Consider the following 25,137-nt stretch of genomic DNA (forward strand, 5'->3'; position numbering starts at 1 on the left):
CTAAGAGCTAAGAGCTAAGAGCTAAGAGCTAAGAGCTAAGAGCTAAGAGCTAAGAGCTAAGAGAAGGAGTGATATTTGTGTTAAAATATGATGTTGTTGTTATAGGAGGAGGCCCTGCAGGATTAGCAGCTGCCATAGAGGCTAAAAAAAATGGTGTTGATAATATATTAGTTATAGAGAGGGATAAAGAACTGGGAGGGATATTACAACAATGTATTCACAACGGATTTGGATTACATGTATTTAAGGAAGAATTGACAGGACCCGGTTATGCAGAGCGATTTATAACGGAATTGAAGTCATTAGATATAGATTATAAATTAGATACAATGGTATTAGATATAACTGAAGGTAGAGTGATAAATGCTATAAATACAATAGATGGATTTATGAAGATAGAAGGCAAAGCTATAGTATTGGCTATGGGATGTAGGGAAAGACCTAGAGGTGCATTATCAATACCGGGGACTAGACCAGCAGGGGTATTTACTGCAGGAACAGCTCAAAGGTTTATAAATATGGAAGGGCATATGGTAGGAAAGAAGGTAGTAATATTAGGATCTGGAGACATAGGGCTTATTATGGCTAGAAGACTTACTTTAGAAGGGGCAGAGGTAAAGGCCGTAGCAGAGCTGATGCCTTATTCAGGAGGGCTTACACGAAATATAGTTCAATGTCTAGATGATTTCGATATACCACTCTTATTAAGTCATACAGTAATAGATATAAAGGGCAAAGATAGAGTTGAAGGAGTTGTAATAGCAAAGGTAGATGAAAACAGAAGACCTATTCCTGGTACAGAGAAGCTCTATGAATGTGATACATTATTACTTTCAGTGGGTCTTATACCAGAAAATGAGCTGTCTAAGAGTGCAGGGATAAAATTAGATACAATTACCAATGGTCCTATGGTGAATGAATCAATGGAAACTAATATAAATGGGATATTTGCATGTGGTAATGTGGTTCATGTACATGATCTTGTGGATTATGTAACAGAGGAGAGTATTAGGGCAGGAAAGAATGCTGCCAAATTTGTGAAAGATCAGTTAATCGACAATAGTAATGTAATAGATACAAAACCAGGTGATGGAATAAGGTATATAGTACCTCATAAGGTCAGAGTTGAAAACTTAGATAAGACTTTAGATATGTTTATGAGAGTAACAGATGTATATAAAGATGTAAAATTAGTTATAAAAGCAGATGGAAATATCATAAGAGAAATGAAAAAGAAACATTTAGCCCCTGGTGAAATGGAAAGGGTAAAGATACCTGTTAGAGATATAAAAGGGAAAAATATATCTAATATTACAGTATCTGTAGAAAGGGGAGTAAATTAAAATGAAACAATATGAAAAAGTTTGTATAGTATGTCCTGTAGGATGTAGACTTACTATAACAGAAGACTCTGATAGCGATAGTGGATATAAAGTAGAAGGTAATAATTGTCCAAGGGGAGAAAAATATGGAATAAAAGAGGTGACCAATCCTACTAGGGTATTGACCACGACAGCAAAGATTAAAGGGTCACATTATGAAAGATTACCTGTTGTTACTAGCGATGGTATTCCAAAGGATAAATTGTTTCAATGTATGAAAGAAATAAATACTTTAAAATTAGAGGCACCTATTAATGCAGGTGATATAGTGATAAAAAACATACTTGATACAGGAATAGATATAATAGCCTCAAGGAGTATGTCAAAAGAATAGATTGTAAAATACTATAACCAATCAATTGAATCTAGTCTCAATTGGTTGGTTATAATATTTTGTACAATTTTTATAATTACCTAGAAAATTCATATTTTCTTCATAAGTTGGGACTATAATGTAATTGTAGACAAGGGAAATACTAATAAAGGAGGTATACATTCAATGATGGGATATCATATGATGGGCGGAGGATTGATAGGATTTTTAATAATAGGATTGGTAATATACTTTATCATAAATATGGGAAGGAATAACTTTCATTGTGGTGGAGGACATACTAATCACAGAAGGAAAGAACCCATAGATATATTGAAGGAAAGATATGCAAAAGGGGAAGTTTCTGAGGAAGAGTACAATAGAAAGAGAAATAAATTAATAGATTAATTTCAGAGGAGGTAGAAAATATGTGTGGTATAGGCATAGGTAGTATGTTTGGATACGGTAGAGGCATAGGTTGGACTTGGATGCTAGGATTTGGTATATTGAGATTATTAATAATTGGAGGAATAATCTTATTGATTGTGAAGATGATTAATAAAAATAGACATGGTAGTATAAAACATAATAATGAATCTATAGAAATATTGAAAGAGAGATATGCAATGGGAGATATATCAGAGGAAGAATATGAAAGAAAAATGAATTTACTTAGAGGATAGTGTGAGAAATAGTTTGTAGCTAGTAGTTAGTAGTTGATGGTTAAAATCCTATGGATTTTAACCATCAACTACTAACTACTTTTTTATTTGTTATATAAAAAAAATTAATGATAAAAATGGAAATAATATGAAGATTTATCTGATTAATGGGTACAAATATATTATAGTTAAAATATTTAGAATATATATGTTCTGTTGACAAAATAAGAAAGGGTGATTCAATGAAATCATTGAAAAACAAATTGATTTTGACGTTTGTGATAATCTTGCTAATAACTACCAGTATGTTGGGGTATTTCTCTTTAAACAGGGCCTCAGATGCACTATTACAGGAAACAGACAAGGCACTGGAGGCTGTAGCTGTAGAGTCATCTAATCATTTGAGTTCTAAAATAGAAACTCAGACTCTTTATATGTCTGTATTGGCCAAAAATGAAATTATATTAGATGATGCCAGTTGGGAGAAAAAGGTCGAATTTTTTCAAAAAGAAGCTGAGAGAAGTGGTTTTTTAGAATTTGCATTTGTTAAAACAAATGGAAAGGCAGTGGTTTTTAATAAAGAAAAGATGGAGATGGATATAAGTGATAGAGGATACTTTAAAAAAGCTATAGGTGGAGATATGGCAATTTCAGACTTATTGATGAACAAATTGACAGGGGAACCAGTGGTAGTTTTAGCAGCTCCAGTGAAGAGGAATGAACAAGTGGTTGGAGTTCTAATAGGTAGAAAAGATGGAATGATCTTAAGTGAAAATTCAAATGATATAAAATATGGTGATACTAGTTATGCATATGTTATAAATTCGGAGGGAACTATTGTAGGACATGAGAAAATAGAACTAGTAAATGAGCAGTATAACCCTATTGAAGATGCAAAAGGAAATAAAGAATTAGAAGAACTTTCTAACATCATGAAAAATCGTATGATAAAAAGAGAGGTTGGGGTAGGTAAATACTTTTTCCAAGATAAAGAAAGAATAGTTGGATTTTCTCCAGTGAAAAATACTCCTTGGATATTGGCTGTAGCTATTGAGAATGATCAGGTATTGGCAGGAATAAACAATCTAAGAAATGGGCTAATATTATCTTCTATAATAATTATCATATTGGCAATAATTATTACATACTTTGTAAGTGGCAATATATCTAGACCTATAACAAATTTAACTAAAATTATAGAGAGATTGGCAGATTATGATCTTCAGTTTGATGAAAATGATGAAGCGCGATCATATCTTAAAAGGAAAGATGAAATTGGAAGAATAAGTAATGCATTGGCAACGATGCAGAAAAATTTTATAAGTCTTTTGGAAAATACATCGGAAGTATCTGAACAATTATCTGCATCATCTCAACAACTTACATCTACCAGTGAACAATCAGCTACAGCATCTGAACAGATAGCTCAAACTGTGGAAGAAATAGCAAAGGGGGCAACAGATCAAGCAAAAGATACTGAAAAAGGTGCAGACTCTATGGTTAAGATGGGAGATATATTAGATAGGGATCAAGAAAATATGAAACTATTAAATATATCTGCCGATGAAGTAATTACATTAAAGGACAAAGGGTTAGATGTAATAAATAAATTGGTAACTAATACAAAACAGAGTAATATTGCCACAGAGGAAATATCAGAGGTCATAAGAAATACCGATGCTAGTGCAAAAGAAATAGAGAAGGCAAGTGAGATGATTAGAAGTATAGCAGAACAAACCACTCAATTTACAGAGGATATAAAATCAATAGTTGAGGGACTTTCAAAGAGAACTGAAGATGCTGTTTCAACAGTAGAAGGCTTAGAAGAAGTGGCTAAATCACAAAATCTAAGTGTAAAAGAAACAGAAGATAAATTTAAGGGTATTTCTGAGGCAGTTGAAAATACAAAAATGATTATTGAAAAATTAAATGAGTCAGGACAATCTATGAAGCATAGTAAAGACGATATATTGGATTTATTACAGGGGTTATCAGCTATAGCAGAGGAAAATGCAGCAAGTACTGAGGAAGCATCAGCAGCAGTGCAGGAGGAAACTGCTGCTATAGAAGAAATAGCTAATTCAAGTGAACACCTATCGAATTTGGCTCAAGAATTAAATGAATTAGTATTGAAATTTAAGATTTAATATAAAATAAAAGAATAAAAACCAAAGGTACAAAATAAAATAACTATTTGATACCTTTGGTTTTTTATATTAATTGAAATAGTACAGGATAAAATACTATAAATGTGTTGACATATTTTAGAAATGTTATAAAATATAATTATAATAGGCGTATGCCCAAAAAATAAAAGGATGATTTTATGAATAAAATCTATGAAGTTGAAAAGAGTAATTATGAATTGATAGAAGACTTAATAGAAGGTAAGGGTCATAAATTAACTTATCAGAGAAGTGAAATATTGAAGCAATTTTTGAAAAATAAACAGAAACATCTAACGGCAGAGGATATATACTATATTTTGAAGGAAAAAGGTATAGGTATATCTACAGTTTATAGGGCTATAAAGCTTTTTGTTGAATTAGATATTGTAAAAGAATTTAAGATTGAGGATACTGGATATTATGAATTAAAGATGTATGCTAGGAAGCCATTACATATGCATTTCAAATGTGACAATTGTGGGGCTATTGAAGATATAACAGACCAAAAAGTAATATTAGAGCATATAAAGATGAATAAATTGATAGAAAAAATATATAAAAATGAGATTTATGATGCAGATATAATTCTTCATGGATTATGTCAAAAGTGTAAGGAGCAATAAAAGTTGATGATATAGACAAACAATAGCTTCCATTGGTTGACAAATATGATTTATAGAGATAAAATATAAAGGTCATATGCCAATAAGTTTGAAGAGGTGATTATAATGTCAAATTGCGATACATGCCCAACAAAAGATAACTGTAGTTCTCAAGAAGGATGTATGATTGAAAATAATCCATATAATGAAGTGAAGAAAGTAATAGCTGTAATGAGTGGTAAAGGTGGAGTAGGAAAATCAACTATAGCTACTCTAATAGCTAAGACATTGAGAAAGAAAGGATATACTGTGGGTATATTAGATTCTGATGTCACAGGGCCCAGTATACCTAGACTTATGGGAGTTAATGATAAAAAGGTTGGAGGAAGTGAATTAGGTATAATACCTGTTAAATCGCCTGAAGGTATAAGTGTAATGTCTTTAAACTTCCTTATGGAGAATGAAGAAGAACCTGTTATATGGAGGGGTCCTATCCTTGCAGGAACTGTCAAGCAATTTTGGACTGATGTTTATTGGGGAAATTTAGATTATTTAGTAATAGATATGCCTCCAGGAACTGGTGATGTGCCCCTTACTGTTATGCAATCAATACCTATTAATGGAATGGTTATGGTTTCAACACCACATGATATGGTATCTATGATTGTGGCCAAGTCTATAAATATGGCTAAAAAGATGAATATTCCTATAGTAGGAATAGTAGAAAATATGAGTTACATATTATGTCCTGATTGTGGAAAAGAGATTCGCTTTTTTGATAATGGTGATATTAAGGAATATTTAGATAGAATGGATATTGGTCTATTGGGAGAATTGCCAATGACTCAAGAAATAGCTCATATTACTGATAAAAATGCATCCTATGAGGAGAAAGTTTTTGAAAGTATGAGTGATATAGTAGATAAAATAATTAAATTTGATTAAAAGAAAAAAGTTATGAGTTAGTAGTTAGTAGTTTAATGGTGGAAATTCATAGAATTTCTATCATCAACTATGAACTACTAACTTTTTTTATAAATTTTGCAAAATGTTCTTATCGAAGGACATTTTTTTAATTTTTGTAATTAATTAATATTTGTTGACAAAGACTAAATGTAAATGTAAAATATAATTAGCATATGCCAATAAAAACGGAGGGATAAATATGAAAATAGCATTATCATCAGGAGGAAAAGATTTAAAAAGTACATTGGATTCAAGATTTGGAAGGTGTACATATTTTCTTGTACATAATACTGATACCAATGATTTAAAGGTATTAGATAATAAGGGGAAAAGTGCTGGTGGTGGAGCAGGGATATCTGCTGCACAGCAATTAATAGATGAAGAAATTGATGCTGTTATAACTAAGAATATGGGTCCCAATGCATATAATTTAATGAAAGATTCAAATATAAAGGTTTATAGAGGAGATAATATCCCCTGTGAATTGCTTATAAAAAGATTTGAAGAGAATAAATTAGAAGAGATAACGGAAGCTGGCCCTGCTCATCATGGTGGTGCATAAAGGAGGAAAACTGATGAATATTTCAGTACTGAGTGGAAAAGGTGGAACAGGGAAGACTACAATATCAACTAACTTGGCTGTTATTTTGGGAGCTAATTATATTGACTGTGATGTGGAGGAACCTAATGGATTTTTATTTCTTAATCCAGAGGATATAAAAAAAAGAGAAGTAAAAGTTGAAATGCCGATAATAGATAAGAGCAAATGCACAATGTGTGGGGCATGTGTAAAGGCTTGTAGATTTAATGCTTTGGCAAAAACTAAAAATAATATAATAGTTTTTGAAAAGCTTTGTCATAGCTGTGGAGCATGTGAGATAGTATGTCCTACGGGGGCATTAAGCTACGGTGAACGATCTATAGGAATAATAGAAGAGGGAAATAAGAATGGAATGGTATGTAAGAGGGGGCTTTTAGATATAGGTGAGCCCATGGCAGTGCCTATATTAAAACAATTATTACATGAATTGCCCAATGGAATAAATTTTCTAGATAGTCCACCAGGTACCTCCTGTAATGTGGTAAATACTTTGAATTATGCCGATGGTGCCATATTGGTGACTGAACCTACAGCATTTGGTCTACATGATCTTAAGATGGCAGTGGAATTAGTAAAGGGAATGAATATGCCCTTTGGTTTAATTATCAATAAATATGATAAAGAGAACCATATATTAGATGATTATATAGATAAAGAAGGTATAAAGGTATTGGGATATGTACCCTATAAAAAAGAGGCTGCTGAGGAATATTCTAGAGGGAATATGCTAATAGACATGCCAGAATATAAAGAGGCATTTATAAATATTTCTGAGACCATGAAAGGGGTGTTATTATGAGAATAGCTGTAATAAGTGGAAAGGGTGGTACAGGAAAGACCACTGTTGCAGTATCTATAGGTGCCATAGAAGAACACCCTGTAATGGTTGACTGTGACGTAGATGCTCCCAATATGTATCTTTATTATGAAGGAGAAGATATAAAAAAGGGACAATTTTATGGAAGTGAGTTAGCAGTAGTAGATAAAGATCTATGTAATAAATGTGGTAAATGTAACAATGTATGTAGATATGATGCCATTGATAAAGGTCTAGTTAATGATATGAAATGCGAGGGATGTGGAGCATGTGAATTAGTTTGTCCACAGAAGGCTATAACTATGGTACCTCAGAAGACTGCAGATACTTTTATAACAAAAATACCCAATGGTATTATATCGAGGGCAAAAATGGATGTGGGCAGTGACGGCTCTGGAAAACTCATAACTGAGTTAAGGAAGAATGCAGAGTTATATCAAAGGGGTTCTAAATTTACTATTGTAGATGGTTCCCCCGGTGTGGGATGTGCAGTAATAGCATCTATAACGGCAAATGATGCTGCAATAATAGTAACAGAACCTACAAAATCTGGCATGGATGATTTTATAAGGGTACACAAATTGTGTGAGCATTTTGGAATACCTCAATATGTGTGTATAAATAAATACGATATAAATGAAGATATAACAATGGATATAGAAAATTATTGTACTGATAATGGAATAACAGTAGTGGGTAAAATACCCTATGATGAGACTATAATAAGGTCTATAAACGAACTAAAACCCATAGTATATTATGAAGATAGTAAGGCCAATTATGCCATTAGAAATATGTGGAATAAGGTTAAGGAGTTAGTTAATAAATATGAATATAAAAATATTAAATAAAGGAGTGTATGAATATGAAAATAGCTATTGCATCAGATGGAAAGATGGTAAGTGGACATTTTGGACATTGTAAAGGATTTGCTATGTATGATGTGGAAGATAATAAAGTGATGAACACTAGCTTTATAGAAAATCCTGGACATAGACCGGGTTTTTTGCCTGTTTTTTTAAAGGAAAAAGGGGCAAATGTTATAATTTCAGGTGGAATGGGAGAGACAGCTCAAGACTTGTTTTATGAACATGGAATAGATGTAGTAGTAGGGGCAAATGGTAATTGTGACAATATAGTTGAATCATTTATAAATGGGGAATTAAAATCGACAGGTAGTGTATGTACAGAGCATATGCACGAAGGACATTGTGAAGATTAAAATAAAATTTTTAAAGAGGCCAATTTTTAGCAATGGTCTCTTTTTTTGAGTAAAATCCCCATTATTGACAGCAATCTATATGGTGATATAATAGAGTTGTGAAGTATAAAAATTAAAAAATATAGAGACATAGGGAAAAGGGTGAATATCCCTTGCTGTAGTCGCAGCTGTAACCAGTGATGATGACTAATTTATGCCACTGCAATAGTCTTGTGGGAAGGTGTAGTCTTAAGATGATCTGGGAGCCAGAAAACCTGTCACTATATTCTTCTTAGTTTCTTCGACTTAGAGAAAGGGGAAGACATATTATAATGATATACATTAGTATATTTTTTATTATAAATATGTTGAAAAGCCCTTCTTTAGTCTAATCTAAAGAGGGGCTTTATAATTTAGAAGGGGTGTTGATATTGAAGAAGTTACTAATAATTATAACGATGTTTTCTCTTTTAATTACAGGGTGTGCAGTGGGGGACACAGCTGATGTAGATACCAATATACATATGATTGTGACAAAGGATTTTGGCAATCAAGGGATTTATAATGAAGAAGTGAAATTGGATTATGAGGAAGAGAGCGTTTTAGAATTGACCATGAAAAATTTAGAGGTAGAGACAGCATATGGTGGAGGATTTGTAAACGCTATAAATGGTATAAAATCAGAGTTTACAGGATTAACTAAAAAGAAAAAGACAGATTGGTTTTATTATGTAAATGGTATACTCTCAGAAATTGGCTCTGGTGATTATTATGTAAAAGATGGAGATAATATTATTTGGGATTATCATGATTGGAGTATAAGGACATATATGACCAGTATAATAGGAGCATATCCTAAACTTTTTATAAATGGACATGGAGATCAGATATTTCCAGTAGAAATTTATTATACAAAAGACTATGAAGAGGAAGTAAAGAAATTGGAGGAATTTATAAATAAAGAGTCAGTTAATGTGGAAGTAAAGTCTGAATTATTAAATGAAAACAATAGGGAAAATATATCCAATGACAATGTACATACTATATTGATAGGTAATTATCAGTATATAAATGAAATAAAATATATTGAAAATCTTTATGATGGGGGCACAACAAACGGTTTCTTCTATGATATAAAAGGGGATAAAATAGATATTAAGAATTTTAGAGGTGATACAGTAAAATCCTATGACAAGGGGGCAGCCATATCATCCAGTTTAAAAAATTATGGTTCCAGTGACACCCTTTGGATAATAACAGGGAACGATAATAAAATGATTTCCAAGGCAATAAATATAATGCATCAGCATCCAGAAAAAATAAAGGGGATGTTTTCAGCAATAGTAACAGAAAAAGGTGTGGAGAATTTGCCACGTAAATAAGGAGATAAATAACAAATACGAGGGGATGATTATATGAAGAGATTAATTTCAATTTTTTTAGCTATTATTATGATATTTGGAAGTATTGCCTTTGGAGCAGAGATGGAGGATACAGTTAGTTATGTTAAAGATAGTGATTTAGAAGAATGGGGGATATTGTCCCTTTATAGTATAGGGAAAGATGTTTCAGATATTAAATTAGATAAAATAGATAGCAAGGTAACAACAGATTATGAGGCATATATATTGGGCGCTATACCTATGGATAAGGACATATCGTCAGAAGTGAAAAAAATATTAAATGTCCAAAAAGAGGATGGAAAATTTGCAGATTTTATTGATGGCAGTGGAAATGACTTAGTTAATGCCCATGTTTGGGGAGTAATATCATTATATGTGGCAGGAGAAGATGATTACAATAAAGAGAAGGCATTGGAATGGCTAAAGAATAGCCAAAATACTGATGGAGGATTCCCCATATATACTGGAGATAATATGTCAGATTTAGATATGACGGCTATGTCTATAATTGCATTAAATATATTAGGTTTGGATAAAGATGATAAAGAAATACAGCAGGCCATTGAATATATGAATAACAATTTGGATAAAAGGGAAAATTGTGAGTCGATAGCTTGGTATATATTGGCAAAAGTCAAATTGGGAATAGATGTGGAAGAACCATTATACGACAGACTTATGAAATATAGGATGGATGATGGATCATTTAAACATATAAAGGCTATATCTAGGGGTAATTATATGGCTACATGGCATGGACTTATGGCTATGTCTGATTATCAGAAAGGATATTCCATATTTGCCCAGTTACATAATAAAAATAGGTTTACTGATTTAAAAAAAGAAAATTATGCATACAAAGAAATAATGACATTGATAAATAAGGGGGTAGTTTCTGGATATCTTGATAATACATTTAAGCCCAATAATAATGTAAAAAGGGCTGAGTTTGCAAAGTTTTTAATTTATGGTTTGAGAATGGATCACAAAATAGGAGCAAAAACCAAAGAGTTTAAAGATTTAAATGGACATTGGGCTAATAATATAGTTGCTTTAGCAGTAAAGGAAGACTTAATTAAGGGGATGTCAAAGGGAAAATTCGCACCCAATGACAATATAACAGGAGCACAGGTTGCAACTATACTGGTAAGGGCTAAAGGATTGGATTCAGAAGTATCAACTGTAGATGGCAGTAGTTGGTATCAAGGATATGTAAAGGTAGCTAAAGACAATGATTTATTATATGACAATTTCAATCCTAGTGCACCAGTGACTAGGGCTCAATGTGCTGAAGCTATATACAATATAATGAAATAAGGGGGAGCAGAGGGGATGAGATATAATAAAAGCACTGGTTATGCTAAGTTTTTAGTTGCACTTTTAGTAATCTCTTTGATTATGGGACTTATAGTTCCATACGTTGTTGGGATAGATAGAGTTCATGGTTCAGAATATAGTTATTCAGATTTGGCCACAATGGCAGCAAAGGATACTATAGATAGATTTTGGGAAGGTACAAAAGTTGATGGAGAACATGGAAATATTAATAATTATGATATATATGTATTGAGTAAGGCAAAATTAGATGTAACATCTTATGTATACGAAGAAAAGAGTTTAAAGGATAATGCCATAAAGTTGCTAGATAAAGGAGATGGTAATTTAAAAAATATGGCATATGGCTATTTAGCAATGGATGCATTAGGAGAAGATAGTAGGGCAGAACATCTGAAGGAAAAATTATTAGAAAGATATGATGATATGGGCAATGGTGCCTTTACTGATAATATATTTGTAAATATGCCTGTATTTGAGGTAATGGGTAAGTCTGGATTGATAGATGAATTGAATTTAGAAAAGACATTGAAATATATATTGAAAGAACAAGATAAAGAAACAGGTACATGGGGTTCAGCATATGGACCAGACTTTATGACTACTACTCAAGCTATAAAATCCCTTATATATTTAAGAGAACATGCTTCAGATGAAACGCCAGTAGAAAACGCAATAGAAAAGGGAATAGAGTGGGTTAAAGAACAGCAAAAGAGTGATGGAAGTATCCAATATGGATGGGATGATACCCTTGTAGATACAGCAGAGGCAATAAGCATACTAGACCTATTAGGTGAAGATTTGAATAGTTGGAAAAAGGGAAATAGGGGTCCAATAGATTATTTCAGAGAATCGGCATTAAACGACAATGGTAGCTTTGGAGATAATAAAAACATACCTAATAATACTGCCGCATTGGAAACATATTTAAGATTGGGCGGAGAAGTGGATGGAGAATATATACTAGATAATAAAGATGACCCCGATGGAGAATTGGATCCCAATATACCTATAGAGGATTTATATGTGTATATAGAGGTTAATGGTTACAAGGACAAAATAGTTAGCAATACTAAAATTAAAATAAGTGAAGATGAGACAGTTATGAGTGTAACTAAAAGATTGTTGAAGAAAGAAGATTTAGATTATGAGACCAAGGGTGGATACATAAAGAGTATCGATGGTTTAACAGAATTTGATAAGGGTGCAAAAAGTGGTTGGATGTTTAATGTAGATGGTGATACCCAAGGAGCAGCCGATGCTTATGAACTCAGGGGTGGAGAAGAGATAGAATGGTTTTACACCTCTGATTATACCAGTGACTCTAGAAATAACAGGTTTATAGATGAAGATATCAAGACAGATATAGATGCTGGAATAGATGAACTTGAAGACATAATAGAAGAAGGCAAAATAGATGAAGCAGATATAGAAAATGCAATAGACAATATAATGGATAAATTTGAACAATTGAATAAAGAAGATGATAGAACGGAAAGAGGAATATTAGCAGATATAGCAGATATATCAGATGTTATTAGTAGGGCAATTGAAGAAGTAACATCTCAGAAAATATTAGAAAAAATACAAGATGTAAATGGTGAATTAATGGATGAATTAATAAAAATATCTAAGGATTCTGATAAGGAAGATATGAAGGAAGTAATTTTAGATATATTAGACATGACTGAATATACTATGTTAAATATGAAAGATATGAAAAAAGTAGAGGATATACTAGAGAAAAGAATAGAAGAAATAGGAGAGATATTTGATAATGCAGGAAAAAATAATCTTGAGGATTTGGAAATAAAAATTATTGATATAGTAGATGACAGTATAAGTAATATTTCAGGTGAAAATCTGACTGATAAAGATGGACTAGTTCAAGGAGATATTACAATATTTAAATTAAATGGACAAATTTTGAAGGATATATCTAAAGATATAAAAAAGAAAATAAAGAAATTCGAAGATATTATTGAAAAAAATGGCGTAAGGCAAAATAGAAGATTGAATTCACGGGTTAATATTAATATTGATGAGGTAGATACCAATACGATAAAAATAAATGTACCTGTGGAAGGCATAAAAAATTCGGTGGATTCTATAATTTTGAATACTGAATTTAGCACATTGGATATACCTGTGTCAAATTATAGTGAAGTAGAAATATCAGAGATAGAAATAACAAAAGTTAATAGAGACAGTCTTACAGAAGCTGAAAAACTCAATGTGCCTAAAGATGGAGAGATAGTAAATATACTAGATGAAAATAACAATATCAATAAACCTGTGAAAGTGTCACTGACATACGGTAAGAAAAACACCAATGGAGATAATTTAACTGTATGCTATATATCTGACAGTGGACAGTTGGAATATATGGGAGGCATATACAATAAAAATACAAACAGAATCACATTTTTTACTAATCATTTTAGTAAATACTTTGTCAAAGAAGTACAAAAAGATTTTAAGGATTTAAAAGGATATGATGATGAAAAACATGCCATTATAACTATGGCTAATAAAGGTATGATAAAAGGCAAGGGAGAATCTAAATTTGACCCCGATGCCAATATTACAAGGGCAGAATTTTCGGCATTGGCTACTAGGGTTATGAAATATTCTAAAGGAGAAAGTATGCCATTTGAAGATGTCAATAAAGGAGAATGGTATTATGACTCAATATCTGCAGCATATAATAATGGATTGATTCAAGGTAAAAACAAATCTGAATTTGATCCATTAGGAAATATAACTAGAGAAGAAGCTGTGAAAATACTGGGGCAAATGCTAAAAAACAGAGGTTATATAGATGAGACTGTAGAGGATTTATCTCTATTTAGGGATGCCAATGAAATAGCACAGTGGTCAAGACCATATATTTCACTCCTTATAAAAAATGGTGTCATCGTAGAAAATGATGGCGTAAAGTTTAATCCTAAGAAAAAAGTCAATAGGGCAGAAATGGCATTGATGATATATAGGATGTATGAAAAATTATTTAATTAGAGGTGGAAAGGAAAAAAATATGAAATTACATCCAGTTACAGCTATATTGTATTCTATAATGTTAATGATTCTAATTTTGTACTTTAATAATCCTATATACATATTGAGTTTATTGGGGTTATTGGTATTAACTTTAGTAATTTTAGGACAAAGGAAGAATATGATTAAAGGGATAAGGTATAGCTTGTATACCGCCCTTTTAATTATAATAATAAATCCAATTATATCTCAATATGGATTTACTAGACTTATAAGGATTAGATTACCTATTATAGGCGTGCTTCAAATAACATTGGAATCTATATTGTTTGGAATGACTATGGGAATTAAGATATTAGTCATAGGATTGGTATTTGTACTATATTCATCAGTTGTGGACAATGATGATTCATTTAGTTTTTTTTCAGTTTATGCACATAAATTGACTCTTATTTTTTCTATGACATTAAACATAGTCCATAGATTAAGGATTGAAATAACTAGGGTTAAGAATGTAATGAAGCTAAGGGGAGTAAATTTCAATCAAAGAAATATATTTAAAAAAGTTAAATCCTATTATCCTGTGCTCAAGGTCATAATGATATCTTCATTAGAAGGTTCATTGGATAGAGCAGAGGCATTGTATTCCAAAGGGTATGGTATTGGAAAGAGAAGCTGTTATTCCAAGGTAGGGATAAATATTAGGGATTATTTATTAAACTTTTTAACATTGACTACATTAATAATATTCTCTATAGGAGTAACTATGGAGATGGGTAAATATAAGTTTTATCCAATGGTAGACACTTTTAAAATCAAAGATATAATATTTTTTGCTATTATAAATATACCAATATTATTAAATATTCTTATTATCTGGGGGACAAAAAAATGGAAGCCTTTGAAATAAAGAATTTAACATATTATTATCCAAAAAATGAAAGACCAGCATTGAAAAATATAAATCTTACTGTGAATGAGGGAGAGTTTATATTATTACTGGGAAAATCAGGTTCGGGCAAATCCACATTGGGAAGGGTATTTAATGAAATTGTTCCCCAATTTTATGGAGGAAAAATCGCTGGAGATGTACAAGGGAAATACGATGTTGGAATGGTTTTTCAAGATCCTGAAAAGCAGTTGGTTATGGATACAGTTGAACGGGAATTGGCATTTGGATTGGAAAATTTGGGATTAGAATATAGTGTTATGAAAAGAAAAGTAATGGAGACATTGAGTTTTTTAAATATACATGGACTAAAAGATAAAAAAACATATGAACTATCGGGAGGACAAAAGCAGAAGGTTGCCATAGGTAGTATCCTTGCAATGGGATATAGATTTTTAGTATTAGATGAGCCTACTTCGCAGTTGGATCCCACTGCAGCAGAGGAGGTACTAAATGTATTAAGTAGACTAAATGAAGAGCTGGGATATACTATAATACTTATAGAGCAGCGAATAGATAGATGCTTTCATTTGGCAGATAGAATATTATTTATGGATGATGGAAGTATAGCCTTTGATGGGAACAACAAACAATTTATAGATTGGAATAAGCCCATATCTAGAGAGTTTTTACCCCCAGTGGCATCTTTTTTCTCTCAATTTCAATATAAAGATATCCCATTTACTATAAAAGAGGGTAGAAAGAAATTAAATAAATGTGAATTAGACTTTTTGAAAGAAAATGATAGATATAAAGCAGAGATTATAAAAAAACCAATAATAAAAATAAAGGGATTGTACTATACCTATGATAATAAAGTCAAGGCTTTAAAGGGGATAAATTTAAATGTCTATAAATCAGAGGTATTATCTATAATGGGAGAGACTGGTGGTGGAAAATCTACATTGTTGAAGAGTATATCTGGATTAGTTAAACCAGATAAGGGTGATATTGAGATAGATGGACGAATAGGTTATCTGTCTCAGAATCCAAATGATTATTTGTTTAATGATACAGTAGATAAAGAATTGAGATATACTATGGATAATAGTAATCTAAAGGACTATACACAGATAGATAATATTTTAAGAGAATTAGATATATATAAACATAAAGATTCAAATCCTAGGGATCTAAGTGGCGGAGAAAAACAACGGGTAGCATTGGCGTCAGTCCTTGTAATGGACCCTGACATACTTATATTAGATGAACCTACAAGAGGGTTGGACAATGAACTTAAAGATAAATTAGGAAATATAATTATAAATATGAAAAATAAGGGAAAAACTATAATATTGGTTACCCATGATGTTGAATTTTCTGCTAAGTATTGTGACAGAGTTGGATTTATATTTGATGGGGAGATAGTCCAAATAGGTTCAAAATATGAGATGCTGAATTCAGGTATATATTATTCAACCCAGTTGAGTAAATTATTTACTGGGTTTGCCAATGGGATATTGACTATAAATGATACATTGGATATACCAGAAAAGATAAAGGGAGAGGATGTGGCTGGATGAGCCCTGGTCTAATTGCAATATTAGGATTTATATTATTTGTAATTATAATATTTGTACTTTATGAAAAAAAAGGGATATCTGTAAAAGAGATAAGTTTGATGGCTACTATGTCAGCTATAGCTGGAGTTTCCAGAGTTCCCTTTGCAGGACTTCCAAATGTACAACCCACTACTTTTCTAGTAATTATTTCAGGATATGTATTTGGTCCTTATTTTGGTTTCATGGTGGGGGCTATGGCTACTATAGTATCTAATAGTTTTTTAGGTCAGGGACCATGGACATTGTTTCAAATGATAGCGTGGGGAATTGCTGGATTTACTGGTGGTTTATTTAATAAATTGAATAAGAACCCATCTAAAATTGTCTTAGCCATATTTTGTTTTGTATGGGGTTTTCTATTTGATTATATAATGAATATATGGCATTGGCTATTTTTTGTAAAGCCATTGAATTTAAAGAGTTTTATAGCTGTATATGTAGCATCATTTTATTTGGATCTTATGCATGCAACAGGTAATTTTGCCTTTGCATATGTGTTAGGTAGGGATTTTATGGTATTATTAGCTAGATTTAAACAGAGGATTAGCTATACTGAAATACTTGAAGAGAGTATCGAAGGGGGTAAAGGTAGTAGCTAGTGGTAAGTAGTTAGTAGTTGACGATAGGAATTTTATTAATTTCTTTTTTATATACTACGAACTACAAACCACTAAATTATTATATTTTTATAAAATTAGGTTTTCTATTTTTAAAAGTAGTTATTTCGTTGAATCCGACTTGTTTAGCCATGGCATATGCCTTGTCAAAATAGGCACATATATTGTCTGGAGAATGGGCATCTGACCCTATGGTTAATATCTTACCACCCAATTCCTTATATCTTTTTAGTATAGGTAGCTGAGGATGGGTTTGATTAAAACCATATACAATACCTGAGGTATTTATCTCCAATCCTTTATCTTTTTTGATTAAAGTTTTAAGGATTTCATCTACTATATCTGAAAAGTCATTGTAATTAAGCTTTTTTTCTCGAAAATCTCCATATCTTATTATAAAATCTAAATGGCCACATACATCAAAATCTTCCAAAGTAGATACATTTTCTAATACATTTTCAAAATATCTTCTATAGGCCTCATTTTGTTTCTTGTTTTTGAAAAAGTCACCATTGTACAGGTCTAACTTATCTGCAGCATGGGTTGAGCCTATTATAAAATCGAAATCATATTTATCTATTAAGTCATTGATATCTTTAGCTACATGGGGTTGAAGCCCCATTTCAACACCTAATTTAATGTCTATTTTGTTACTGTATTTATTTTTTATTTCATTAAAAGTTAAAAGGTATTGATCATAGTCTATAAAAAAATCTGTATCCTCATCTGGATAGTCATAGTCAACATGGTCTGTAAACATGATCTCTTTGAGGTTTAATTCTATTGCCTTTTTTATCATATCCTCCATCGGTGCATCAGAATCTAAAGAAAAGTTTGTGTGTACATGGTAGTCGTAGTAGAACAATAATATCCTTCCTTTCTATTTGCTTATCATCATTGAAACATCTAAAAGTTTTTGTTGTAGTTCCAATAGTCTATTTTTAAGATTATCATATTCTTCTGTTATAAATTTACCATCTATTATTTTATCTGTCTTTAAAACCAGGCTTTCAAATTGATCATATACTTGTTGTAATTCTTTTTCAATATCTTCTTTTTGTTTTAATGGTTCAACAAACTTATCCTTATGGGATTCAAATCTTTCATTTTTGAACTCATATACATCTCCCATCTTAGGTATGAATGTAGATATATTGAATTTCTCATGTATAATTTTTTCAAGTGCCTCAGAAGATTTTCTTTCCCCATGTACTATAAATATCTTTTTAGGTGTTTTTCTAAATCCCTTAAGCCAATCTAATAAATCATTTTGGTCTCCATGACCAGAGAAACCTTCGATGCTATGTATATTGGCATCGACTACAATTTTTTCTCCTAATATTTTAACTTTTTTAGCACCATCCCTGATTTTTCTACCCAATGTACCTTCAGCCTGATATCCTACAAACACCACGCTATTGCTCTTTTTCCATATATTATGCTTCAAATGGTGTCTAATCCTACCAGCTTCACACATACCACTGGCAGATATAATAACCTTAGGATAATTAGTTTTATTTAATCTCATAGATTCTTGTTGACTCTTAACATAGTGTAGGTTTTCAAATTCAAAGGGATTATCTCCTTCAAGAATTAGTTTTTTTGCTTCATCATCAAAGCAATAGGTGTTTTCTTTAAAGACATTTGTAGCAGAAACGGCCATAGGACTATCTATATATATAGGTATTCTCATATATGCTTCCAAGTCTTTATTATTTTTATAGTATTTATTTAATTCATATATAAGCTCCTGAGTCCTACCCACTGCGAATGAGGGGATTATTACAGAACCTCCTTTAGAAACAGTATCATTTATTATTTCAAAGAGTTTTTCCTTGCTCTCCTTTAAATCGGGATGTAGTCTGCCACCATAAGTAGACTCCATGATAAGATAGTCTGCATCTTCAATAGGTGCAGGGTCTCTGAGTATAGGCTTATTACTAGTCCCTAAGTCTCCAGAAAATACTAGTTTTGTAGTTTTATTATGTTCTGTTATCCATAGCTCTACTATAGATGAACCCAATATATGACCAGCGTCCTTAAACCTTACAGAGACATTGTCATTTATCTTTATTTTTTGATCATATAATACAGAGTCAAAATATCTTAAACTTATTTGTGCATCATCCACGGTATATAGTGGTTTAATAAGGGGTTTTCCAGCCCTTTTTCTCCATTTGTTTTCCCACTCTACATCAGACTCTTGAATATGAGCACTATCTAAAAGCATTATATTACAAAGGTCTTTTGTAGCCTTAGTACATATGATTTTACCTTTGAATCCATCTTTAACCAATTTAGGTATTCTTCCACTATGATCAATATGGGCATGGGACAATAATAGAAAGTCGATCTCTGAGGGTTCAAAATCAAAATCTTTAAAGTTGAGTTTTTCTAATTGATCGCTACCTTGAAATAGACCGCAATCAATCAAAATTTTGTGTTTATCGGTAGTTATAAGGTAATTGGAACCAGTAACCACATTTGCAGCGCCTAAAAATTCAATATGCATATGAAATCCCCCTTGCTAGTAAGATATTTAGTCTAATTATATCATAATTTTGGAAATAGAAAATCAAGAAATATAATATTGAAAATATTTTTTATATTATATACAATAGGCACAACAAAACCTTAAAGGAGCTGAATATTATGACATGTCCCAGATTAGAAATAGATTTAGACAAGATAACACATAATACAAGGGTATTAGTAAATGAATGCAAGAAATTTGGCATTGGGATAGTAGGGATAACAAAGGTTTCATCGGGAATGAAGGAATTGGTTGAAGCAATTGTGGATGGAGGCATAAATATTATAGGAGAATCTAGAATAGGGAGTCTAAAGAAATTAAAAGACTTAGATATAGAAAAAATGATGATAAGATTACCTATGCCCAGTGAAGCTAAAGATGTAGTAATATATTCGGATATTTCCTTGAATTCAGAGTTAGAGACCATAATTAGATTATCAGAAGAGGCTATTAAGCTCAAAAAGAAACATAAAGTAATACTTATGATAGATGTGGGGGATTTACGAGAAGGATGTTTTGGTGATGAGGAAATATTTGGTATGGTGGGAAGAATCTTAGAATTAGAAGGAGTAGAGTTGATAGGTGTAGGTACGAATTTGTCATGCTTTGGAGGAGTTATACCCAGTGAAGATAATTTAAATACTTTAATTAATATAAAAGAGCAGATAGAAGAAAGGTATGATATTCATATACCTATTGTCTCAGGGGGTAATTCCAGTAGTTTACATTTGATACAGAATAAAAAAATACCAAAAGGGATAAATCAGTTGAGGTTAGGAACCTCTCTTATATTGGGTACAGTTGAAATCAACAATAGCAGAATGGAAGATACTTATAATGATGCATTTAAGCTGGTAACAGAAATAATAGAAATTAAGGATAAACCCTCTATTCCTATTGGACAAATAGCTAGAGACTCTTTTGGACAGGTACCAGCATTTGAAGATAAAGGAATAAGAAAAAGGGCCATATGTGCCATAGGTAAACAAGATATAGATATAGAGTGGATGGAGCCACAGGATAAAGACATATATATATTGGGAGCTAGTAGTGACCATCTAATAGTAGATGTAACTGATTCAAAAATAAAATATGGTGTAGGAAATAATATTGTATTTATAATTGATTATGTATCCATATTGAACGCAATGACTTCTGAACATGTTAAGAAGGTGTTTTTCAAAAGTGAATAAATATACAATAAGCTCATATTTAAATATTTATCCAACATATTTTTTTGGCTATAAATCTGATAATAAAGTCAATCCAATAATATATCAGTAAAAAATAAATAAAACACTTGCAAAATTATTCTATATAAAGTATAATTATAAAAAATAAATGTGAAAGGGGCATAAATATGAAAAAGATAAATAAGTTAGGTATATTGTTAGTAGTATTAGTATTAACTACTATGAGTATTTTTGCAGGTTGTCAAAATGCAGAAGAAAGTACAGGGAATGCCAATGGTAATAATGGAGAAGACAGTGAAGTTACTACAAAGTTAGATGAGATAAAAGAAGCAGGAAAGATTGTATTGGGGACAGCAGCAGATTATCCTCCCTATGAATTTCATAAAGAAATAGATGGAAAAGATTCTATAGTAGGGTTTGACATAGAGATTGCAAATGAAATAGCTGAAGATATTGGAGTAGAGCTAGAGATAAAGGATATGAAATTTGAAGGACTTCTAGCAGCATTACAAACAGGAAAGATAGACTTTATAATTGCAGGTATGGTGCCTACAGCAGAGAGGGCAGAAAATGTAGATTTTTCAAAGATATATTATAATGCAGATCAGAGTTTTTTGACTAAATCAGGAAAAGGCAGTGAATATAAAACTATAGAAGATTTAGCTGGGCTAACAGTTGGAGCCCAAAAGGCTACTACACAGGCAGATATAGCCAAAGATAAGATAGATTCGGGAGAAGTAAAGCTGTTGGCTAAAATAACTGATTTAGTATTGGCACTTAAAAATGACAAAGTAGATGGAGTAGTATTGGTTAAACCTGTTGCTGAAGCATATGCAAAAGCCAATGACGATTTAGAAGTTGCAGAAGTTAGTTTAGGAAAAGAAGATGGAGTATCTATAGCTGTAGGCAAGGGTAACAGTGCATTATTGGAATCTGTTAACAATACTATAGATAAATTATTAGAAGAAAATAAAATAGATAAATTTATAAAGGATGCTACTAAACTTTCGGAAGAGAATTAGTACGGATTGGAGGATGATTATGAAAAATAAGTATTTATCTAAAAGGTATGTACACAATAAATCAACCCCCATGGCCGATGTAGTCCAATTGAGCAAAAAGTATGATGATGTGATAAATTTAAGTTTAGGAGATCCAGACTTTATAACCCCTGCCCCTATTATAGAGGCGGGGTTTAAAGATGCTATCAATGGTCATACAGGGTATGCAGATTCCATGGGGGATTTAGAATTGAGAAATGGGATAATAAAGTATTATAGCAATAATTATAATATGGAGTATAAAAATGATGAAGTGATGGTTGTTGTAGGCGCTTGTCACGGAATGTATTTGGCATTGGAAGCTATATTGGACCATGGAGATGAGGTTATTATACATGAACCCTATTTTACACCTTATAGTATGCAGGTAAAACTGGCTAGGGGAGTGCCAAAATATATAACTACTAAAGAAGAGAATTATTTTCAGTTAGATATAGAGGAATTGGAAAAGAGTATAAATAAAAAGACTAAGGCGATAATAATAAACTCTCCTAATAATCCCACTGGAGCATGTCTGAGTGTGGATAATATGAAGAAAATAGCTGAAATAGTTAAAGAAAATGATTTAATACTTATATCCGATGAAGTATATGGTTCCTTTGTATTTGATGGAGAATTTATACCCTTTGCCAGTTTAGAAGGTATGAAGGAAAGGACTATAACTTTAGGCAGCTTTTCTAAAGATTATGCAATGACAGGTTGGAGAATTGGTTATGTATTGGCAGAGGATTACATTATAAATTGTATTAGAGATATAAACGAGGGAGTGTGTTTTTCTGCACCTACAATTTCTCAAAGGGCTGCGATAAAGGCAATAGAACTTAGTAATGATGTGAAGCTACCTATGGTCGAAGAATATAAAAAGAGAGTAGAATATGCCTATAGACGCATAAATGATATTTCTGGATTTTCTGCTATAATGCCTAAGGGGACATTTTATATATTTGTAAATATTAAAGAGACAGGATTAACCTCTTTAGAGATGAGTAAAAAATTGTTAGAATATGCCCATGTGCTTGTGATACCCGGTATTGCATTTGGTCAAGGAGGAGAGGGGTATATACGTATTGCTTGTACTGTAGGTATAGATAAATTGCAACAGGCCTTTGACAGAATAGAGCACATAAAGTTTTAAGGAGGATTTAATATGGGGAAATTTTCATTAAAATATGGTCATGATTATATAGATTTTTCGTTAGATTCAGGGGATATGATAAGTACAATTAAATCAAAGAACTTTGAAGACAGTACGGAAGAAGAAGTTATACTTTCTGCACTGAAGAATCCTGTTGATAGTGATAGATTAAGATATATGGTAAAAAAAAATGAAAAGATTTGTATAATAGTATCTGATGTTACTAGGGCATGGCAACGAATGGATATATATTTACCATATATAATTGAGGAACTTAAATATGCAGGAGTACCCGATGAAAATATAATATTTCTTTGTGCCACAGGCTCCCATAGGAAGCAGAGTGAACAAGAAAAAAAGAAGATAATGGGTGACCTTTATTCAAGATTTACATTTATTGAACATGATTGTACCGATGAGAAAAGTTTAGTATATCTAGGGGATACATCTTTTAATACACCTGTCAAGGTTAATAAAGTAGCAATGGAATGCGATCATATAATCCTTACTGGTGCTATAGTGTTTCATGATTTGGCAGGATGGTCTGGGGGAAGGAAGTCTTTAATACCAGGAATTGCAGGATATGATACCATAATGTCAAATCATGGATTAGCATTAAAAGAAAAAGTAGGTGAAGGTATAAGAGAAACGGTGACATGTGGGAATTTTAAAGACAATATTGTACACCTAGATATGGAGGAAGGGGCAAATATGATAAAGCCTTCATTCTTATTTAATGTGATAATTGGAGATAATGGTAGTATAGTAGAGGCAGTGGCTGGAAATTATGTAAAGGCCCATAGGATAGGGTGTAAAAAGGTAACGGATAGATTTGCTGTAGATATAGAGAAAAAAGCAGATTTAGTACTGGCATCTTGTGGGGGATATCCTAAAGATATGAATCTATATCAAGGGTCAAAGGGACTGATAAATAGTGCAAAGGCAGTTAAAAAAAATGGATGGGTTATACTTTTGGCACAATGTGAAGAAGGTATAGGACATCCTGAAGTTGAAGAAGTAATAAGAGATTTTGATTCCAATATTGAAAGGGAATTATATGTGAGAAATAATTATTCTATATCTAGGTATTCTGGATATTTAATAACTAAGACTATAGAAAACTTTAATACAATATTGGTAAGTGGAATAGATGAAAAAATATTAGAAAATAGCAATATTACAGTAGTAAAGACAATTGAAGAGGCATTGGAGATATTTTATAAAAACTATAATAAAAATACATTTGATTATTATATTATCCCCGATGGAGGGAGTACAATGCCCGTAGTGAATAATATTTAGCAAATAGTAGTTAATGATCTTCTACTACATCATTAACTACTATTTTATAGAAAAAGCCCGAAAACCCCCTTGCTTGTCTTGGGGGATAAAAGGGCTTTAATTTAAGGTGGTTCGATGCCACCTTAAATTGATATTATGCTAACTTTTGATTTTGTATATATCTTTGTATTGTTTCAGCCGATACTGTTCCAGCAGTTCCTACATAATATCCCCTACTCCATAGACCACTACCCCAAAACTTAGACTTCTTTAGATTGGGAAAGCCTTTAAATATTTCATTTGCAGAAATACTTTTGAGCTTTCTTACTATATCTACTGGTGCAACAGTTGGTGGAGCA

At 31.8% G+C, this 25,137-nt stretch carries 24 protein-coding genes and 1 riboswitch; of the genes, 21 read left to right on the forward strand and 3 right to left on the reverse strand.

The features are described from left to right. Positions 1-77: 77 nt before the first annotated feature. The 17 genes from Q326_RS0107175 (at position 78) to Q326_RS16955 (ending at position 17,557) form a co-directional block, all read left to right on the forward strand. Complete coding sequence (locus tag Q326_RS0107175; protein WP_026894759.1) at positions 78-1,343, forward strand: NAD(P)/FAD-dependent oxidoreductase; 1,266 nt, start codon at positions 78-80, stop codon at positions 1,341-1,343. 1 nt (position 1,344) lies between these two features. Beyond that, positions 1,345-1,716, forward strand: coding sequence for a DUF1667 domain-containing protein (locus Q326_RS0107180; protein ID WP_026894760.1), 372 nt, complete (start codon positions 1,345-1,347; stop codon positions 1,714-1,716). A gap of 165 nt (positions 1,717-1,881) precedes the next feature. Then, on the forward strand, positions 1,882-2,103 hold the full coding sequence (locus Q326_RS16950; protein WP_051531283.1) for an SHOCT domain-containing protein: 222 nt from the start codon (positions 1,882-1,884) through the stop codon (positions 2,101-2,103). A 20-nt stretch (positions 2,104-2,123) separates the two neighbouring features. Then, on the forward strand, positions 2,124-2,378 hold the full coding sequence (locus Q326_RS0107190; RefSeq protein WP_051531285.1) for an SHOCT domain-containing protein: 255 nt from the start codon (positions 2,124-2,126) through the stop codon (positions 2,376-2,378). Positions 2,379-2,599: 221 nt separating this feature from the next. Then, on the forward strand, positions 2,600-4,504 hold the full coding sequence (locus Q326_RS0107195) for a methyl-accepting chemotaxis protein (protein ID WP_051531287.1): 1,905 nt from the start codon (positions 2,600-2,602) through the stop codon (positions 4,502-4,504). 179 nt (positions 4,505-4,683) lie between these two features. Next, the gene (locus tag Q326_RS0107200) at positions 4,684-5,148 is read left to right on the forward strand and encodes a Fur family transcriptional regulator (protein ID WP_034601505.1); all 465 of its coding nucleotides are present in this window, start codon (positions 4,684-4,686) and stop codon (positions 5,146-5,148) included. Between the two features lie 105 nt (positions 5,149-5,253). Continuing rightward, the gene (locus Q326_RS0107205) at positions 5,254-6,072 is read left to right on the forward strand and encodes an Mrp/NBP35 family ATP-binding protein (RefSeq protein ID WP_026894764.1); all 819 of its coding nucleotides are present in this window, start codon (positions 5,254-5,256) and stop codon (positions 6,070-6,072) included. A 220-nt stretch (positions 6,073-6,292) separates the two neighbouring features. Next, complete coding sequence (locus tag Q326_RS0107210) at positions 6,293-6,655, forward strand: NifB/NifX family molybdenum-iron cluster-binding protein (protein ID WP_026894765.1); 363 nt, start codon at positions 6,293-6,295, stop codon at positions 6,653-6,655. Between the two features lie 13 nt (positions 6,656-6,668). Further along, positions 6,669-7,493 (forward strand): nucleotide-binding protein, encoded by an 825-nt coding sequence (locus Q326_RS0107215; RefSeq protein WP_026894766.1) that lies wholly within the window; start codon positions 6,669-6,671, stop codon positions 7,491-7,493. After that, a complete protein-coding gene (locus Q326_RS0107220) occupies positions 7,490-8,362 on the forward strand; it encodes an ATP-binding protein (protein WP_026894767.1) in 873 nt (290 codons plus the stop codon). Before Q326_RS0107215 ends, Q326_RS0107220 begins: the two co-directional genes overlap by 4 nt. A 14-nt stretch (positions 8,363-8,376) precedes the next feature. After that, positions 8,377-8,733, forward strand: a complete 357-nt coding sequence (locus tag Q326_RS0107225) for a NifB/NifX family molybdenum-iron cluster-binding protein (protein WP_026894768.1) — start codon at positions 8,377-8,379, stop codon at positions 8,731-8,733. A gap of 66 nt (positions 8,734-8,799) precedes the next feature. Then, positions 8,800-9,009, forward strand: a riboswitch (cobalamin riboswitch). A 134-nt stretch (positions 9,010-9,143) separates the two neighbouring features. Continuing rightward, complete coding sequence (locus Q326_RS0107230) at positions 9,144-10,094, forward strand: DUF4430 domain-containing protein (protein WP_026894769.1); 951 nt, start codon at positions 9,144-9,146, stop codon at positions 10,092-10,094. 33 nt (positions 10,095-10,127) lie between these two features. Next, on the forward strand, positions 10,128-11,432 hold the full coding sequence (locus tag Q326_RS0107235) for an S-layer homology domain-containing protein (protein ID WP_026894770.1): 1,305 nt from the start codon (positions 10,128-10,130) through the stop codon (positions 11,430-11,432). A gap of 15 nt (positions 11,433-11,447) precedes the next feature. Beyond that, complete coding sequence (locus Q326_RS0107240; protein ID WP_026894771.1) at positions 11,448-14,468, forward strand: S-layer homology domain-containing protein; 3,021 nt, start codon at positions 11,448-11,450, stop codon at positions 14,466-14,468. Continuing rightward, a complete protein-coding gene (locus Q326_RS0107245) occupies positions 14,449-15,357 on the forward strand; it encodes an energy-coupling factor transporter transmembrane component T (RefSeq protein ID WP_026894772.1) in 909 nt (302 codons plus the stop codon). The genes Q326_RS0107240 and Q326_RS0107245 overlap by 20 nt, the downstream gene beginning before the upstream one ends. Next, entirely contained in the window at positions 15,339-16,919 is a 1,581-nt protein-coding gene (locus Q326_RS0107250; RefSeq protein WP_026894773.1) for an ABC transporter ATP-binding protein, read from the forward strand. Before Q326_RS0107245 ends, Q326_RS0107250 begins: the two co-directional genes overlap by 19 nt. Further along, positions 16,916-17,557 carry an ECF transporter S component gene (locus Q326_RS16955; protein ID WP_051531289.1) on the forward strand — a complete coding sequence of 214 codons (642 nt, stop codon included), beginning with the start codon at positions 16,916-16,918 and terminating at the stop codon, positions 17,555-17,557. The genes Q326_RS0107250 and Q326_RS16955 overlap by 4 nt, the downstream gene beginning before the upstream one ends. A 79-nt stretch (positions 17,558-17,636) precedes the next feature. On the opposite strand, the gene Q326_RS0107260 is transcribed toward Q326_RS16955, so the two are convergent. Together Q326_RS0107260 and Q326_RS0107265 are read right to left on the reverse strand one after the other, a co-directional pair. Continuing rightward, positions 17,637-18,440 carry a histidinol-phosphatase HisJ family protein gene (locus Q326_RS0107260; protein WP_034601508.1) on the reverse strand — a complete coding sequence of 268 codons (804 nt, stop codon included), beginning with the start codon at positions 18,438-18,440 and terminating at the stop codon, positions 17,637-17,639. A gap of 15 nt (positions 18,441-18,455) precedes the next feature. Next, on the reverse strand, positions 18,456-20,087 hold the full coding sequence (locus tag Q326_RS0107265) for an MBL fold metallo-hydrolase RNA specificity domain-containing protein (protein WP_026894775.1): 1,632 nt from the start codon (positions 20,085-20,087) through the stop codon (positions 18,456-18,458). A gap of 140 nt (positions 20,088-20,227) precedes the next feature. On the opposite strand from Q326_RS0107265, the gene orr reads away from it, so the two are divergent. The 4 genes from orr to Q326_RS0107285 all read left to right on the forward strand — a co-directional run bounded on the left by orr (position 20,228) and on the right by Q326_RS0107285 (position 24,799). Beyond that, the gene (gene orr / locus Q326_RS0107270; RefSeq protein ID WP_026894776.1) at positions 20,228-21,301 is read left to right on the forward strand and encodes an ornithine racemase Orr; all 1,074 of its coding nucleotides are present in this window, start codon (positions 20,228-20,230) and stop codon (positions 21,299-21,301) included. Positions 21,302-21,468: 167 nt separating this feature from the next. Further along, on the forward strand, positions 21,469-22,323 hold the full coding sequence (locus Q326_RS0107275; protein WP_026894777.1) for a transporter substrate-binding domain-containing protein: 855 nt from the start codon (positions 21,469-21,471) through the stop codon (positions 22,321-22,323). A gap of 19 nt (positions 22,324-22,342) precedes the next feature. After that, a complete protein-coding gene (locus tag Q326_RS0107280) occupies positions 22,343-23,497 on the forward strand; it encodes a pyridoxal phosphate-dependent aminotransferase (RefSeq protein WP_026894778.1) in 1,155 nt (384 codons plus the stop codon). A gap of 12 nt (positions 23,498-23,509) precedes the next feature. Then, complete coding sequence (locus tag Q326_RS0107285; protein ID WP_026894779.1) at positions 23,510-24,799, forward strand: nickel-dependent lactate racemase family protein; 1,290 nt, start codon at positions 23,510-23,512, stop codon at positions 24,797-24,799. Between the two features lie 133 nt (positions 24,800-24,932). Here Q326_RS0107285 and tnpA read toward each other — a convergent pair. Beyond that, a partial coding sequence (tnpA, locus tag Q326_RS16960) for an IS200/IS605 family transposase (RefSeq protein ID WP_034601511.1) occupies positions 24,933-25,137 on the reverse strand: 205 nt, incomplete at its 5' end.

It is taken from the genome of Clostridiisalibacter paucivorans DSM 22131, assembly GCF_000620125.1.
GTDB classification, from domain to species: domain Bacteria; phylum Bacillota; class Clostridia; order Tissierellales; family Clostridiisalibacteraceae; genus Clostridiisalibacter; species Clostridiisalibacter paucivorans.

Bases quoted from the DNA above. Each gene is read 5' to 3' on its own strand.
- Q326_RS0107180 (WP_026894760.1), top strand. From the start codon at position 1,345: ATGAAACAATATGAAAAAGTTTGTATAGTATGTCCTGTAGGATGTAGA.
- Q326_RS16950 (WP_051531283.1), top strand. From the start codon at position 1,882: ATGATGGGATATCATATGATGGGCGGAGGATTGATAGGATTTTTAATA.
- Q326_RS0107190 (WP_051531285.1), top strand. From the start codon at position 2,124: ATGTGTGGTATAGGCATAGGTAGTATGTTTGGATACGGTAGAGGCATA.
- Q326_RS0107195 (WP_051531287.1), top strand. From the start codon at position 2,600: ATGAAATCATTGAAAAACAAATTGATTTTGACGTTTGTGATAATCTTG.
- Q326_RS0107200 (WP_034601505.1), top strand. From the start codon at position 4,684: ATGAATAAAATCTATGAAGTTGAAAAGAGTAATTATGAATTGATAGAA.
- Q326_RS0107205 (WP_026894764.1), top strand. From the start codon at position 5,254: ATGTCAAATTGCGATACATGCCCAACAAAAGATAACTGTAGTTCTCAA.
- Q326_RS0107210 (WP_026894765.1), top strand. From the start codon at position 6,293: ATGAAAATAGCATTATCATCAGGAGGAAAAGATTTAAAAAGTACATTG.
- Q326_RS0107215 (WP_026894766.1), top strand. From the start codon at position 6,669: ATGAATATTTCAGTACTGAGTGGAAAAGGTGGAACAGGGAAGACTACA.
- Q326_RS0107220 (WP_026894767.1), top strand. From the start codon at position 7,490: ATGAGAATAGCTGTAATAAGTGGAAAGGGTGGTACAGGAAAGACCACT.
- Q326_RS0107225 (WP_026894768.1), top strand. From the start codon at position 8,377: ATGAAAATAGCTATTGCATCAGATGGAAAGATGGTAAGTGGACATTTT.
- Q326_RS0107235 (WP_026894770.1), top strand. From the start codon at position 10,128: ATGAAGAGATTAATTTCAATTTTTTTAGCTATTATTATGATATTTGGA.
- Q326_RS0107240 (WP_026894771.1), top strand. From the start codon at position 11,448: ATGAGATATAATAAAAGCACTGGTTATGCTAAGTTTTTAGTTGCACTT.
- Q326_RS0107245 (WP_026894772.1), top strand. From the start codon at position 14,449: ATGAAAAATTATTTAATTAGAGGTGGAAAGGAAAAAAATATGAAATTA.
- Q326_RS0107250 (WP_026894773.1), top strand. From the start codon at position 15,339: ATGGAAGCCTTTGAAATAAAGAATTTAACATATTATTATCCAAAAAAT.
- Q326_RS16955 (WP_051531289.1), top strand. From the start codon at position 16,916: ATGAGCCCTGGTCTAATTGCAATATTAGGATTTATATTATTTGTAATT.
- Q326_RS0107265 (WP_026894775.1), bottom strand. From the start codon at position 20,087: ATGCATATTGAATTTTTAGGCGCTGCAAATGTGGTTACTGGTTCCAAT.
- orr (WP_026894776.1), top strand. From the start codon at position 20,228: ATGACATGTCCCAGATTAGAAATAGATTTAGACAAGATAACACATAAT.
- Q326_RS0107275 (WP_026894777.1), top strand. From the start codon at position 21,469: ATGAAAAAGATAAATAAGTTAGGTATATTGTTAGTAGTATTAGTATTA.
- Q326_RS0107280 (WP_026894778.1), top strand. From the start codon at position 22,343: ATGAAAAATAAGTATTTATCTAAAAGGTATGTACACAATAAATCAACC.
- Q326_RS0107285 (WP_026894779.1), top strand. From the start codon at position 23,510: ATGGGGAAATTTTCATTAAAATATGGTCATGATTATATAGATTTTTCG.